This is a genomic window from Alishewanella sp. HL-SH06, assembly GCF_052656265.1.
Genome location: NZ_CP199752.1, coordinates 1,720,227 through 1,734,541 on the forward strand (window position 1 = coordinate 1,720,227; position 14,315 = coordinate 1,734,541).

A 14,315-nucleotide genomic window follows, 5' to 3' on the forward strand; every position below is an offset into this window, starting at 1 on the left:
TTAAACTAATCTTAGCAGCAAACTGGCTAGGCCACCTGTTCTAGATCAACTTTTATGCGGGTTTAAGCTAAGTATCACCGCGTCTATTCGTTCTGTTGCCAAGCTTGGCGTACAACATCTGATACGGGGCGAACGCAGCCTTGTTTAAGCCATTGCGCTACAGCGGGCAGGGGATCAGGGAAAGCATAAGGTTGAGCAGCTTCTTGTTGTAACCAAGTATCTAAGACGTTGGCCGTAAAGTCAGAGAACACACTTGCTTTGGCCATATTTGCTAAGGTATAGGCATTATAGGCTTGTTCGATTTGCCCCTTTAATGGCTTGATCAGCAGTTTTTTACCAGCGCGCAGAGCTTCGCTGCATAGGCCAAAACCACTGTTACAAATAACACCGCTAGCGTGGTGTAAATCAAGCGGAAAAGCTTGTCGGGAGAATGGCAGTAGTTTGACATTTTCATCTTGGTAAGGCGCCTTAATGTCGGTGTAGAGTTTAAATTGCCAAACTGGGTATTGCTTTAGCCAAGCTAAAACTTGTGTAAGTTGTTCAAAAGGTAAATACACCAAGATAAAGGGTTCAAAGCTAGCAAAGTTAGCAGGCTGATTAAAAACGGCCGGTGCGGACAATAATGGCGGCAGCAGATCCGGATAATCAGGTTGCCAATGCACACCTAGATAGTGTTGAGCAGGTGCAAAAACACTGACAGCGGCTTTTAACCAGCTTACCGACTGCTTGCCCGCCAGCGGATGACGCAAAGCATACTGCCGAGCTAAACCCACTGATAAAATACCTTGGCGCTTGGCTGCCCAGGCGCTCACCGGCTCAAAATCTGTTAGCACCAGATCATAAGCACTAACATCGAGCTGACGTACATCTTTTATAAACTGCAGAGGCTTTAATTGGCGTAACGTGCTTAACGGCTGTACCTTGCCATTACGGCTACTAAAGGTAAAGCCGTTAGCCCAGGCATAGTCTTTAAACATCGCCATATCAAACAGTTGTGCTTCAGAGCGGCCACTGAATAAAAAGTCTACCTCGATGCCTTGTTGCTGTAATGCCGGTAACAAGGCACGCGCACGGGTGATATGTCCATTTCCGGTTGCCTGCACTCCATAGAGTATTTTCATCGGGTTTAGTGTCTTTATATTACAACAAGCTGGCTGCCCAGCAGCAGTAAGGCAATAGCCGAACCTAATGTTGCACCGGCAAGTATGTCTGTTAGGTAATGCACACCTAAAAGCACTCTGGATAGGCCGATGCCACTTGCCAGCAATAAATAATAGGGGGTAAACGCTGGATAAAAAGCCGCCAGCAACCAAGCAAACAGAAAGGCTGCAGCAGTGTGACCAGAGGGAAAACTAAAGCGATCAGAGGGACGAATGGCCGGTGTCCAACCATGCTGGGCGGCACCGCGAGGGCGTTCGCGCTGAATGACATTTTTTAGTAACAAGTACAGGGGTAACTCGATGGCAAAAGCCAGTAAGCAGCTTTGAAAAAACAGCTGACCTTGGTGTTGCTCAAACTGCCAAATTAATAACGCACAAAGTAAATACAAGGGGCCATCGCCACAGCGAGATAAGGCCAAGCTGAGCTTTTTTATCGACGGCATTTGGCCAACCAAGTTAACGCGAAAGAACAGCTGATTATCTAATAAACTTAATTTTTGTCGTGTATTCATCTGTTTTATCTCTGGCGAAATCTGCAGCTATTACAGGTGCTGAAGATGACACTAAGGTGAAAACCAAATGAAGCCTTTATGACAGCTTGAACGCAAAGGCGTGCTGGTGGCTGTTTTGCCCGACATATTTTAACGGCGAAGCTGCATTTACAGTGTGATTGCTTTATAGTTTGATGGTATTGGGATCTTCGACAAGCCCTGAATTTTAAGGATAAATCATGCTTTCTTTGCAGTGGACACCCGAGTTAATTGTTGTTTTAAGCACAAGTGCGTTTTTGTTAGCGTTAATCAGTTTTTTAGTAGCAAAAACTCTTTTTGCTCGAAAAAATGCGGAATTAGCCACGCAATTAATGAATGAGCGCACTGCACTGGTGCAACTTCATGCCCAGCATCAGCAGCTGCAAACCACGCTTAAACAACAAGAGTTAGCTGCCCACCAACAGGAATTAACGCAAAGCCGGTTACACGCGCAATTACAGCATGCGGAACAGAACGAAAAACGGATAGTTAGCGAGGCGAGTGAGCAAAAACAACAGCTTAGCTTATTACGTGCAGATCTTGATAAGCTAAGACAAGTTTTACATAACAGCGAAAAACAGCTTGAAGCGGCACAGGCAGAGGGCCGGGCACAGCGTGAAATGGCCACAGAGTTACGTCAGCGGTTAATGCACACTCAGCAAGAATTACAAGAGGAGCGAGAGCGAGTCAGTGTGTTAAAAGCCGAGTTATCACTAGAAGGCAAAAAAGCCAAAGCGGCAGAAGTGGCCGAGCAAGAAACGCGTTTGCAGTTACAAGACATGAAAGCCAGCTTGAGCCAAGCCGCCGACAAGCATGACGTACTGCAACAGCAATTAAGCCAATTAAATCGGGCTTATACGCAACTGCAAACCGAGCAAGCTGAACGCGAAGCCAGCCATGCGCGCGAGGTTGCCAATTTTACGGCACAAAAACATAGCCTTGCAGAGCAATTTAAAGTGTTGTCGAACGATATTTTAGAAGCGAAAACCAAATCTTTGCAGGAGAGCAGTAAGCTGTCATTAAGTGCGGTGATGAGTCCGTTTCAACAATCGATTGATAGCTTTAAAAAAGAAGTGCAAGAAATTCATCATCGTGAAACCACACAGCAAGGTGAATTACGCAAAGAGCTCGCCTCATTAAAAGAGCTAAATCAAAAAATCACCACCGAAGCCCATGAGCTTTCTACCGCGTTACGTGGACAGAAAAAACTGCAAGGTAATTGGGGTGAGTTGGTGCTAGAGAATGTGTTGGATCGCTCTGGCTTGCAGCTAGGTACCGATTACAAACGCGAAGTGAGTTTCAGCACCAGTGAAGGGCGACAGCGGCCTGATGCGGTGGTCTATTTACCGCAGGGTAAACACCTTATTATTGATGCCAAAGTATCGCTGAATGCTTATACCCGCTATGTGAATAGTGTGGATGACATTGAGCGGGCACAAGCTTTAAAAGAGCACGTTAGCGCAGTAGCTAGCCGCATTAAAGAACTGGCTGATCGCGATTACTACAAGTTACCGGGTCTGAATTCACCCGAAATGGTGTTTATGTTTATTCCGATAGAGTCAGCTTTTGTTGAAGCGTTAAAAGCAGACGAAAGCTTATTTCAGCAGGCTATCGAAAACAATGTGCTGGTCGCGACACCGACCACCTTATTAACCAGCTTGAACATTGTGCGTCAGCTGTGGCGCTATGAAGATCAAAACAAACATACGGCGGCGCTGGCGAGTAAAGCTGAGGCCGTTTTTAAAAAGCTGAATACTTTTTTAAGCAGTTTTGAAAAGATTAAAAAAGGCTTAGATACCGCAACTGAGGCCTACAGCACCGCTGAAAATCAACTGGTCAGTGGCAAAGGTAACTTGGTGAAACAGGTGGGTGAGTTTAAAAATCTTGCTCCGGCGATAAAAGCTGAACTGCCCAGTTATTTTGTTGAAAAAGCCGCGTTAGAAATTGATTTTATCACCCCCGACAGCTCGGACGAGGCACCTCAAGCCACGCTATTACGTGATGATACGGTAGTCGAGTTTTCAAACTCATAAACCGGCGCTATTGCCGGCGATAATCGGGTTTAGCGCTATAAGGCTAAACCCGTCCCAACGTGGTAACAGGCATGCAGAGTAAAGCCGCTGCGGCATGATGATTATTTTGTCTAGACGCCCGCCATCTGGGCTAAGCGAACCAAGCGAAACCCACTACGCTAAGCCAACTGGGCTTGTAAAGCCGGCTGACTCAGGCTATAACCAGCCAATAATGTTATGAGCTGTGTGGAGTATCAACATGAGCAAATTTTTAAGCCTGATTTTTATCTGTTTAACGTTTCAAAGCATCGCTTCTGAGGCGCAACCCGCAAAACAGCAGAATGATGAACGCATCCAAATGATGATCGTCGCCAAAGCGACGGGGATGTGTGATGCCCTTAGCCAAATTATTACGTTTCAACAAACCCATAAAATGCCGGGTTCTGATCAATTCGTGATCCGCTTTCTGAATGACGAAGCTGCACGGTTAAACAAAAGCTTAGATGATTATATGGCGCAATGTGCTGCGGTATCTGAGCAATACCATCGCTACATGAATGAACTGGGATTTCGTTAGTCCATAACCAGGCCCTTAGCACGGTTGGCTGAGGGCTTAATTAATCTGATTGCAGCAGATAAACCGTTTTCGCTGCTAAGCGTTGTTGGTTAGCTTCTGCTAGGGCTATTAAGCCTTGGTAGATCACTCTTTAAGAGGGAACGTTAACGTCACGTTAAAGTTATCCGCCGCAAGCTGATAGCTTATATTGGCGTGATGTAACTCGACAATCCGCATCACAATAGATAAACCTAGCCCACTGCCGTTGATAGATTGATGTTTCGGATCGCGATAAAATCGCTCACCCATGCGGTTAACATCGGGTTTAATTTGCGATGGGTTGATGATAGAAATAACCAATGAATTGTCGTCATTTTTAGCGGCCGTTACGCTAACTTGCTGCTCCGGCTCTGCATACTTAGCTGCATTTTCGAGTAGATTTTTAAATACAATACTCAGTAACAACGGCTCGCCGTAAATATTCAATGCGGGGTCCACAGTAAGCTGCCATTCTGTGCTTTCTAAAAGCGTTAGCGGTAATGCGGATAAGCTGTTGTTCAACAGTTGCGTCAGCGGCATGTTACTACACGCGGTATCGGCAATCCGCTCTACGCGGCTAAGCTGTAATAATTGATTCACCAGATGAGTCATTTTCTTACTGCCAAGTAAGATCGACTCTGCCGCTTGTTTGATTTCTTCGGGTGTTTTCGCATCTAATAAGTTGGTACAGTGCAACTGCAAAATGCTGAGTGGGGTTCTCAATTCGTGCGCGGCGTCAGCGGTAAAACGCTTTTCTTGATGTAAAAAATGGGCAACGCGATGGATCAACTGATTAATTGCCAGCTTAATCGGTTGTAACTCGGCCGGTTGTGCCAAGGTAATTTCGGTTAATTGTTCAGGCGATTTGGCCGCCACTAGCCGTGCTAGTTGTTTTAATGGTAATAGCACCCATTTAATTACAATGTAAATTAGAATACTTAAAGGCAGTAGCAACACTAAAATGGGTCTAATTTGCGCTAAGGCAAGATGACCACTGATTTCTTCGCGCACATCTTCTCGCTGCGCCGTCACTACCCAGGTATCTTGCTCCGGTAAATACAACACAAAGCTGATCCATAATTCATCTTGATAAAACAATTCATGGAAACCTTCGTTTTTAACCAAAGGCGGAAAGCTTAAGGTATTTTCCGATTCCATCAGCAATTTGTCATGTTGCCATACCTGAAAGGCTAGCTTGCGTTCATATTTATGGGCCGAATATTGCCGTTGTTGCGCGGCGGTTTGATTTTCACCGCTGTCGATAATGTTGGGTACGGTGATGATGATAGGTAACTCGGTGTCGTCAAACGAAATGTTATGCAACAAGGCACTTACCAAGCGAGCATTTCGCGCTAATTGGGCATCGTAAATCTCATCTAACTCATGCAGCGCATTATTGTAAGAAATATAAGCGGTGATACTTAAACTGACAAAAATAATGCTGTTGATCACCAACAACAACCAAAATTTGATACTGTTAAACTGCATAGCGACACTTCAACATAGAGCCTACACCATTGATAGTGATAAATAAGAAGGCAGGTTTTTACTGCACAAAAGTAGTTACTGTTATTGCATAGTTTAGATGCGTTTTAAGCTAATTAAGCATGGCTGTTTCAGCATGATAACGCAATGTTTTCGTTCAATCTTTCCAAGTTTTGTTAAGGCCAACCGCAGCATGTCAACCTCAGGGGGCTAAGTTAGCTGCTATGAGCAACCCATGAGGTTTCGGTTTTAAAAAAGAGCATAAAGCAAAATCGAGCACAGCCCAGACAAAGTAGTAGAGTGGTTAAATCATGCGACAAAAAGTGAGCCCCACGTAATTGCTGCGCCATACCCAAAACACTGCCCGCCACTAGCCCTAGGGCTAAGCCAGAATAACGCCACGTTGGTGCGGTTTTTTCAAAGAAAAAATACAATGCCACCCAAGCAAAACCGACACTGGCATGGCCCGCAGGAAAACAACGGTGGTAGGGTAAAAAAGACGGTTTTATTTGCAAGTAATGTATATAAGGCTCGCTGCCACCAAAGGCCAATAAATCCCAAGGACAGGCTACGTTGGTGATGGTTTTAAGGTAGGCGACAATAAAAAAAGAGGTAGCCAAGGATAGGCTCAACGCAGCGTAAGCCCGCGCTTTGGTTGGATAACGTGTTGCTTGTAAACCGTAATATAAGGTGGTGAGTAGCACAGCCAAAACCAGAATATAATTCAGGCTTCTGGCACCCTCATGCAAAACGGTTTGGGTGAGCCAGTGTTCGCGTAATAGCCATTGCTGCCCTTCCAGCGAATACAAAAAACGGGCAAACCATAAATCACCACCGGCATAATCCAATACCGCCATGATGACGGCATAAGCTACGAGTAGCCCAAGCATAGTGCGATTTAAGAAAAACTGACGAACCAACATACTATCTCTCACCCTATATAGTCGAACAAAGGCTATTTACGTAGCGCTAAACCGAAGTGACATGCTTTGGCAATTAAACCCATCGCCGCGTTAAACCAAATTAGCATGCCACTGCGTTAATAAGCGCAAATACAAACTGAGCATTAACGGCAAAAGTGCTACTTAGCAGACATTATCGTGATGTTTTCTTAAGTAAGGCTTAATTTAAGCCCAGCGCTGATGACTTGAATGCGACTGTTTAAAGGGCGTTAAGGGGCATTTTTTTAATAACTGAATTGGCAAATGGCAAAACATGCAACAAGCTGGCTGCGATTACCAAAGACGAGGTCACACCTGTGCCACTGGCCACTCGAGCAAAGCCTCTATTGAAATTGTTGGCGGCGGTAAAGCAGGCTAATACCTATGTCATGTGGCAGGCTGAAGGCCAAGCTTGTTAAATTCTCTAGTCGTGGGCCTTAATCTTTATTTACAACCGATTTAAAATTTATTTTTATTTTTTTATAGGATATGCTTTGACAGCCCATTTAAAAGCTATACACTACGCAGGCTTTATCAGCTTGTTCATTTTTTATGCAAACCTTGAATGTTACTACCGTTAGTATCCCTTCCTGTATTCATAAGCTTAAACATCTCTTGCAGCATTATCGCCTTAACTAAGGCACATTTAATTTAAATAATACAGGTAACTCTTATGTCTACTCCAACTACCGGCATCGTAAAATGGTTTAACGAAGCGAAAGGCTTTGGTTTTATTGAACAGGCTTCAGGCCCAGATGTGTTTGCACACTTCAGCGAAATCTTAAACACAGGCTTTAAAACCTTGCAAGAAGGTCAGCGCGTGCAGTTCACTGTAACAGCCGGCCAAAAAGGCCCACAAGCTTCAAAAATCGCTGTAATGTAATGGCTTAACTCCGTACCTAAGCCAACAAGCTTTGGTTGTAGCGAGGGTTACAATACTAAAAGGTCACTGCCATGCAGCGGCCTTTTTTGCTTTTAGGGCTTTAGCTATCGGTCGGTAGATTGTACAGGGCCGCAGGCTTTGCTTCGATGAGCAACACTAAAGTGTTATGGTGAATATTTCAGCAACTGTTTAGCTTGATGGTGAAAACAACCAGGAGTTAAACATGTATAACAAAAAAACACTGATGGCTTTGTTACTGTTGATGTTCAGCCAAGCGGTAAATGCGGCTTGTGTTGATGCCGTTGTGCTTGTGCACGGCAACACGGCTACCCCCGCCAGTTGGGATAACACTTATACCTACTTACTCAGTAAAGGCTACACCAGCAGTGATATTTACCGACCTAATTGGGGATCGAAAACCTGTGCGGCTTGTAACGACCATAATGGCACCGAGGAAACACCGGTTAGAAATGCTTTGGTGACGGCGTTAAATCAGTCTTGCACCGGTAAAATTGATGTGATTGGCCATTCTATGGGCGCTACCTTGGCCGCTCAGCAAATTGATAAATTGGCCATCGCCTCGCAAGTAAACAGTTTTGTGGGTATAGCGGGGGCTTTTCGGGGCTTATTAAGCTGTGGTGTGTATCCTTACAATGTATGGAATAGTACCTGCGGCAGCAAGGGGTTATCGGTTTCCAGCCCGTTTTTAGATAGCATTTATGGTACGCGCTTTGGTAATAAGGTGTATTCCATTAAAAGCTATATTGATCAGGTGGTTTGCTCTACCGGCAGTTGCTTAGTGTATGGCATACATAGCAGCAGTATCTGGGGTGAAAACGCCACCTACAACTATAATTTGGGGCATTTTGGCTTACAAACGGACACTGCCGCGCAGCAATATTTGCTAATTAAATAACCGCGTGCTTTTAGCTTTAATTTGCATCATCCAAAGGGTGATGAGATGTGAGAAGTTTGGTTTGTTGCAGTTAGATTGTTAGATGGCGTCTGCGGTACACCAAGCGTAGCGAAGATGGAGGCGCTGTAGTGGGTGAAAAGTCATGCCGAAACTACGCATGTTTGCATTATGTTTGCGCGCACTAGATTTTTTAAATGCTGAAAACAAAAACGCCACCCGTAAGGTGGCGTTTTCATTAGAATTTTTGGTGCGTCCTAGTGGACTCGAACCACCGACCCCTACCATGTCAAGACAAGTAAACTAGTTATAGCTAAGCTCCTCTAACTGCCTTGAATGTAGTTTATTCTAATAAAAACATAAGTTTAAACTTTAATGGTGGGAAAGTTAAACACGTTTTACAAGTATTTTTTAGTTTTTAGCGATGATTTTGGTCACTAAAACTTTAAAAACTTATCGTGTCCAAAATGAGGCTGTTTTGCGGTTAGGTTTCTAACTGTAACTTTTGATGAGTTAACAATTGCCGTTTAAGGTCGGTGAAGTGGTTATGATGATCTGTACCTGAGGCCATTAATAAAAAAACAATATCGCAAAAGTGCCTTTTAAGGCGTTTAAGCTTTTAATATTGCCAGCACTGAACCTAAATTAGGTACTTTAAGTTGATTAAGTGAAGCGAGTAAAAAGGAAATTCGTTGAGAACAAAAGTGCAGCTTCGAGTATATTGCTATGCTTAAAGCGCACTTAACTTCTCATTTCTGGTGTTTCATTATGAGCTGCATTTACCTTTTTTGGCCATGCCGAGTTTAGCTATGTCCTTTTACCCTCTTGCTTCATCAACCATCTTAAGTCCGGCACCACCAACAAGCATACCCGGTCTGATAAATTGTAGAACATAATAGTTTTTGCCACATACAATCCTGCTCCTGGCTATCTTAGCCCAGAGTGTTTTGAATTGAAGAACAGTGCTTAGTGAAGTGTTCACTGTTGCTGGTACGGATCAGTTTGCAACAGCCTTTCAACTTGCACCAAAACAGGTTAGCTTATCAGCCACTGTATTAATTTGATGTGGCGGCTATGTTTGAAACACTCACTCAGATAGGTTTACCCATTGCGCTAATTATGATTATGACTGGCGTGGGCATGAGCCTGAGACTGGAAAATTTTAAACAAGTAGCGCGCCAGCCTAAAGCATTTTTTATCGGCGCAATGGCGCAACTGTTATTATTGCCATTGCTTGCTGTTGGCATTATTAGCCTGTTTCAATTACAAGGTGAGCTGGCCGTTGGCCTGTTTATTTTGGCTCTTTGCCCCGGCGGTACTACGTCTAATTTGTATAGCTATTTATCAAAAGCCGACGTTGGCTTATCCGTGTCGTTAACCGCGTTGGTGGGCTTTATTACGCCTTTTATCCTACCCTTTCTTGCTGCCTGGGCAATGCAACACTACCTGAGCGCCGACAGTGTATTGCAATTACCGCTATTAAAAACTTGGCTAACACTGCTAATTGTTGGCGTGATACCGGTAGTAATAGGTATGCTGATCAAAGCACGCTTTACGCATTTTGCTGAGTGGGCACAGCCGCAGATCAGCCGTTTTTCCGTGTTGGTACTGCTGTTATTAATTATCAGTATTGCCATAGATTTAGGTGACACCCTTTGGCACTACCTGTGGTTAAGTGGCCCGGCAGCATTGGCGCTAAATGTGTTGTCTATGGCAATGGGTTACGCGCTGGGTCGCTGGCTATTGCATAGCGAACAACAGGCACGCACCATTTGCCTAGAAGTAGGATTACAAAACGGCACTTTGGCACTACTGATTACCACTGGCATCCTGCAAAGTTCTGCCATGTCGATTGCCCCCAGCATATACAGCTTATTGATGTTTGCCAGTGCTAGTTTATTTACCTGGTGGGCATTAAAACGGGCGGCTTAATTAAGCGTTCGCCCATGATCACTTGAATTGGCTTTATCAATACCCCGCTGTAATACCGCATGGGATAACGCACCAAAATGGGCATCAACTAACTTACCCTCGGCACTAAAAAACAGGGTTGCAGGTACCCCCTGCGCACCATAATGGCTTGCAACATCGCCAAGAGGGTCTAATAAGACATGGGAAAAAGTAAGCTGATGCTGGCGTAAATACTGCTGAACTGTGTCGCGGTTTTCTTGCAGGTTTACCAACATAAAACGCACAGCCGGATTTTGATGCTCTGCTTTTAATAACAAGGGCATTTCACGGTGACATGGTGGGCACCAGCTGGCCCAAAGATTAATCACTACCGGTTTACCCTGAGCCAGCTCTGGTAATGCTACGGTATATCCGAGTACAGTTTCGAGTCGAATATCGGCCAGCACCTGATGTTGCTGCTGAACATTTATCCAGGCAGAGCCAGCAGAAAAACTGCCTGCGCTGACAATAACACCGGCCAGCATGGCCTTCTTTAGTGACGGTGAACGCTTTATCTGCAATAGCGTTAGCACCGCCGTGGCTAACAAAACCGCACTAACATCTACACCACGGTCACGAAAATCTAGCATCTGCCAAATGCTGCTATAACTGTCAGCAAAACGAAGAATAAAGATTACACGGCCAAATACTAAGGCGCCAAATAGCACCAGTAATAACGGGTCAGTTGCACTACGGCTATTGGCTTTGCTAAGCCAACGGGCCACCAGTAAACCGGCAGAAACACTTAACAGCAACAACAGTACCGGCACTGGTAAAGATATTGGCCCAATTGAGATGCTTAACATTAACAGGTTTGTTTTCCGATTGAATTAAAACTAACGTTGAGTATATCGTTTATTGAACTGAAATAACGCTAAGCCGCGCAATGGTGCTGAACTTAAACAGCCAAGCTGTTAAACAGCGGTTGGGTGGTCTTGTGATACAGTCGCGTTAATGTGCTTCTGTTTTTGTTGAATGTTCAGTTTATAACCTTACAGAACTTACCATTACGTTTCAGAATTGCGTTTCAGAATTCCAGTCATGATGGTTGATCTTATTTCCTCCCTCGCGCATAAAAATCAATAACGATGAGTCGCTCTAGTAAACAAGTGTGTAATTGCATCCGTGATACCGCGTTTATAAGGGGCAAAGGGCGGCTCGTGATTGAAGCACGAAAAGAAAGTGTTTGCATTTAGTAATGGTTACTCGGGATCATCCAAAATGCGGATAATCTAAACTTGGGAAGCTATTCATTGGGCAAAATTGTAAACATGGGTGAAGTGGATATGGAAAAAGTCTCGGTATCGCGTTTACCTAGGCATATTCGGTCTGAGCTGCGCGCCAGTCACGCTGGCGAGTTTGGGGCAGTCTGGATTTATTGCGGTATTCTGTGCGCGAATGTAATTCGTCAAGACGCGCAGATAAAATCATTTGCTTTGCAGCACTTGGCCACTGAAAAGTCCCATCTGGAAGGTTTTGAAGCTAATATCCAAATGTATCGCGGTAGTTTGTTGCTGTTTTTCTGGGGGATAGCGGGCTTTGTTACCGGTGCTCTGCCAACGCTCTTGGGAAGAAACTGGATGTTCTATACTATTTTTTGCGTTGAGTCTTTTGTAGATGAACATTATCGCAAGCAGCTTAAATTATTTGAGCATGAGTGCCATCCATTCGTCAGGGAATTTTCTCAGCAGATGGCGTCATTTCATGCGGATGAAACAGAGCACCGAGATGAAGCTCTGCGCGCAATGACAAAACAAGCGGGTAAAGCAATGCGTTGTTGGGGCCGTTTGATTGCCTACGGTTCTCAATGCGCGGTGAAAGCCGCCAGACTTATTTAGGCCGAAACATGGGTAAAGTGTCGCGTGAAAGATCAACAAAGGCTTGCGGTATCTGTGAGTCAATGGCTCATAGCGTGTTATACCGAGTGAAGGTCATGCAAAGTCAGATTTGGGTCTTGATCTGTAAACAGTGTCAAGAGCGGCTGAAGCAAACCAGTGAAGGTTATCACTATGGCGGTACGTGGAAGCAAAAGAAGCGAAATTGATACCCATGCTAAAAAACAAAACCATCAATCACACTCGCGAGCAATGGGTAGATCAGTACCGCTATTTAACTCAGTTTATTATGCCCAAAGAAGCGCTTGATAAACGACACGATTGGCCGATTAAGCACGACCATTGTTTTCAACGCGTTGTGCTTGATAATGTCTGCAACGGCGCTTGGTATGACTACATTAAGCAACCTGCATATCGGCATTTAGGTGCTGCGCAGGCGCAGGCTGCCGTCAAGCTATGTGAAGACATTCTTGCGGGTGAAGTGGATTTACATTGCTTAAATAAACGGTCTTTGAGATGGAGACAAAAGCAAAGCAGCTTTGCCTTTTAGTGATGAGAACGACGAGAATATGAGTAAAAGAACCTCCCCTAGAGATGCTAAGCACGTGATCACGGCCGACGATGTGGATGACATTGTGTCTGACAAACGCAGCAACTGGCGAGCAAGCGCTGCAAAAGCACGACGCCGGCAGAGACGTTACAAGCGTATGCTTACGCAAGAGTTATTACTAGATGCACAAGCCGACTTATCCAAAACCTAAGCAAGTTGTAATGTCATACAATGATGCATCTTTGCACAATCGTTTTGAGGCGTCGCGCTAGCATCGCAGACAAGGAGGAAGGGCGGCAGAATTGATACTTCTTGTGCTGAACAAAAATCGAATTGGCTATGTGTAATGCAAACTCAGCACACCACACATCACCTGCGCCAGCGGTGACAATCTCTTTATCCAAATTAACTATTTCACCATGAAAAACGGAATGACTTGGCACAGTACCAACACTTCTGGATAACATAGCTTATAAGGGGAATAATAAAAAATGATCTGTACGGTCTGCTACTCTGTGCTCTGTTGCCAATTGCTGCTGTGGAGATTAGCTTGAACATTACCACTTATGTCAATTACGAAAAGTATCAGCAGGCTAACCAGCAATTTATAGCGAATTACCCGCAGGGCGCACTGGTGGTATTTATGGGCGACTCCATCACTGAGTTCTGGCCATACCAACGCCCGACGTTTTTTGCGCAAAATAACTTTATCGGTCGAGGCATAGGCGGCCAAGTTAGCCATCAGATGTTGCTGCGTTTTCGAGAAGATGTGCTTAATCTGAAACCGCAGGTAGTAGTGATCCTCGCTGGCACCAATGATATTGCGCAAAACAGCGGCGCCATTGATTTACCCCGCGTAGCCGACAACATTTTCAGTATGGCCGAACTGGCACGCGCTCACGGTGTCAGTGTCATTCTATGCTCGGTATTACCAGCCAGTGATTTTCCGTGGCGCAGCGGTTTGCAGCCGGTGCACCGTATTGTTGAGCTTAATCAGCTGATTAAACAGTACGCAGTGCAACACCAAATTCCTTATGTAGACTATTACGCAGCGATGAATGATGGCAAAGGTGGCTTGCGGGTGCCTGATTTCACCAATGCAAAAGATCTGGTGCATCCCAACGCCGCAGGTTATGCGTTGATGGAGTCGTTAATTGCGCCAGTGATTGCAAGTGTACTTGAAGCCCGCAGTAACGAGTTAATCTAGGAGCCTTAATGATCAGTTATTATTGCAATATTAAAAAAGACTGTCAGTTTATTTTACAATAAAAAACTCTTTTCTTTTTAATATCCATATAAGCAATTGAAAAGTAAAAGTAAAAAAATATGGTGCAAATATTGCTGATAAATTCTGCGGAAAAAGTGTTTTAAATGCACTAACTGCTCTAATCAATTCACCAGTCTAGATAGCATGCCTAGTATTAATGGCGCTCATACCATTTGATGTTACAGGTTGAAACT

Annotated in this window: 15 protein-coding genes; 10 read left to right on the forward strand and 5 right to left on the reverse strand. The window is 44.5% G+C overall.

The window, feature by feature from the left end:
- Positions 1 to 83: 83 nt before the first annotated feature.
- Both ACUJFK_RS07925 and ACUJFK_RS07930 read right to left on the reverse strand, forming a co-directional pair.
- Complete coding sequence (locus ACUJFK_RS07925; protein ID WP_445426596.1) at positions 84 to 1,121, reverse strand: glycosyltransferase family protein; 1,038 nt, start codon at positions 1,119 to 1,121, stop codon at positions 84 to 86.
- A gap of 14 nt (positions 1,122 to 1,135) precedes the next feature.
- On the reverse strand, positions 1,136 to 1,672 hold the full coding sequence (locus ACUJFK_RS07930) for a phosphatase PAP2 family protein (RefSeq protein ID WP_445426597.1): 537 nt from the start codon (positions 1,670 to 1,672) through the stop codon (positions 1,136 to 1,138).
- 218 nt (positions 1,673 to 1,890) lie between these two features.
- Here ACUJFK_RS07930 and rmuC point away from each other — a divergent pair, with 218 nt between their 5' ends.
- Both rmuC and ACUJFK_RS07940 read left to right on the forward strand, forming a co-directional pair.
- Positions 1,891 to 3,723, forward strand: a complete 1,833-nt coding sequence (rmuC, locus tag ACUJFK_RS07935; protein WP_445426598.1) for a DNA recombination protein RmuC — start codon at positions 1,891 to 1,893, stop codon at positions 3,721 to 3,723.
- A 238-nt stretch (positions 3,724 to 3,961) separates the two neighbouring features.
- Positions 3,962 to 4,279 (forward strand): hypothetical protein, encoded by a 318-nt coding sequence (locus ACUJFK_RS07940; protein ID WP_226750901.1) that lies wholly within the window; start codon positions 3,962 to 3,964, stop codon positions 4,277 to 4,279.
- 123 nt (positions 4,280 to 4,402) lie between these two features.
- Here ACUJFK_RS07940 and ACUJFK_RS07945 read toward each other — a convergent pair whose 3' ends face one another.
- Together ACUJFK_RS07945 and ACUJFK_RS07950 are read right to left on the reverse strand one after the other, a co-directional pair.
- Positions 4,403 to 5,785 (reverse strand): histidine kinase dimerization/phospho-acceptor domain-containing protein, encoded by a 1,383-nt coding sequence (locus tag ACUJFK_RS07945; protein ID WP_445426599.1) that lies wholly within the window; start codon positions 5,783 to 5,785, stop codon positions 4,403 to 4,405.
- 212 nt (positions 5,786 to 5,997) lie between these two features.
- On the reverse strand, positions 5,998 to 6,705 hold the full coding sequence (locus ACUJFK_RS07950; RefSeq protein WP_445426600.1) for a phosphatase PAP2 family protein: 708 nt from the start codon (positions 6,703 to 6,705) through the stop codon (positions 5,998 to 6,000).
- Between the two features lie 275 nt (positions 6,706 to 6,980).
- On the opposite strand from ACUJFK_RS07950, the gene ACUJFK_RS07955 reads away from it, so the two are divergent.
- The 4 genes from ACUJFK_RS07955 (at position 6,981) to ACUJFK_RS07970 (ending at position 10,451) form a co-directional block, all read left to right on the forward strand.
- Entirely contained in the window at positions 6,981 to 7,142 is a 162-nt protein-coding gene (locus tag ACUJFK_RS07955; RefSeq protein ID WP_445426601.1) for a DUF1840 family protein, read from the forward strand.
- Between the two features lie 254 nt (positions 7,143 to 7,396).
- Positions 7,397 to 7,606 carry a cold-shock protein gene (locus ACUJFK_RS07960; RefSeq protein WP_226750905.1) on the forward strand — a complete coding sequence of 70 codons (210 nt, stop codon included), beginning with the start codon at positions 7,397 to 7,399 and terminating at the stop codon, positions 7,604 to 7,606.
- Positions 7,607 to 7,829: 223 nt separating this feature from the next.
- Positions 7,830 to 8,522, forward strand: a complete 693-nt coding sequence (locus ACUJFK_RS07965; protein ID WP_445426602.1) for an alpha/beta fold hydrolase — start codon at positions 7,830 to 7,832, stop codon at positions 8,520 to 8,522.
- A gap of 1,071 nt (positions 8,523 to 9,593) precedes the next feature.
- Positions 9,594 to 10,451 carry a bile acid:sodium symporter family protein gene (locus tag ACUJFK_RS07970; RefSeq protein ID WP_445426603.1) on the forward strand — a complete coding sequence of 286 codons (858 nt, stop codon included), beginning with the start codon at positions 9,594 to 9,596 and terminating at the stop codon, positions 10,449 to 10,451.
- Here the strand turns inward: ACUJFK_RS07970 and ACUJFK_RS07975 are convergent.
- Positions 10,448 to 11,275, reverse strand: a complete 828-nt coding sequence (locus ACUJFK_RS07975; RefSeq protein ID WP_445426604.1) for a TlpA family protein disulfide reductase — start codon at positions 11,273 to 11,275, stop codon at positions 10,448 to 10,450. The two genes, ACUJFK_RS07970 and ACUJFK_RS07975, sit on opposite strands and share 4 nt — an antisense overlap.
- Positions 11,276 to 11,722: 447 nt before the next feature.
- Here ACUJFK_RS07975 and ACUJFK_RS07980 point away from each other — a divergent pair, with 447 nt between their 5' ends.
- The 4 genes from ACUJFK_RS07980 to ACUJFK_RS07995 all read left to right on the forward strand — a co-directional run bounded on the left by ACUJFK_RS07980 (position 11,723) and on the right by ACUJFK_RS07995 (position 14,061).
- Positions 11,723 to 12,307 carry a demethoxyubiquinone hydroxylase family protein gene (locus ACUJFK_RS07980; RefSeq protein WP_445426605.1) on the forward strand — a complete coding sequence of 195 codons (585 nt, stop codon included), beginning with the start codon at positions 11,723 to 11,725 and terminating at the stop codon, positions 12,305 to 12,307.
- Positions 12,308 to 12,488: 181 nt separating this feature from the next.
- Positions 12,489 to 12,854, forward strand: a complete 366-nt coding sequence (locus ACUJFK_RS07985) for a hypothetical protein (RefSeq protein WP_445426606.1) — start codon at positions 12,489 to 12,491, stop codon at positions 12,852 to 12,854.
- A gap of 19 nt (positions 12,855 to 12,873) precedes the next feature.
- A complete protein-coding gene (locus tag ACUJFK_RS07990; RefSeq protein WP_226752272.1) occupies positions 12,874 to 13,065 on the forward strand; it encodes a hypothetical protein in 192 nt (63 codons plus the stop codon).
- A 339-nt stretch (positions 13,066 to 13,404) separates the two neighbouring features.
- Positions 13,405 to 14,061 (forward strand): GDSL-type esterase/lipase family protein, encoded by a 657-nt coding sequence (locus tag ACUJFK_RS07995; protein ID WP_445426607.1) that lies wholly within the window; start codon positions 13,405 to 13,407, stop codon positions 14,059 to 14,061.
- Positions 14,062 to 14,315: the final 254 nt, after the last annotated feature.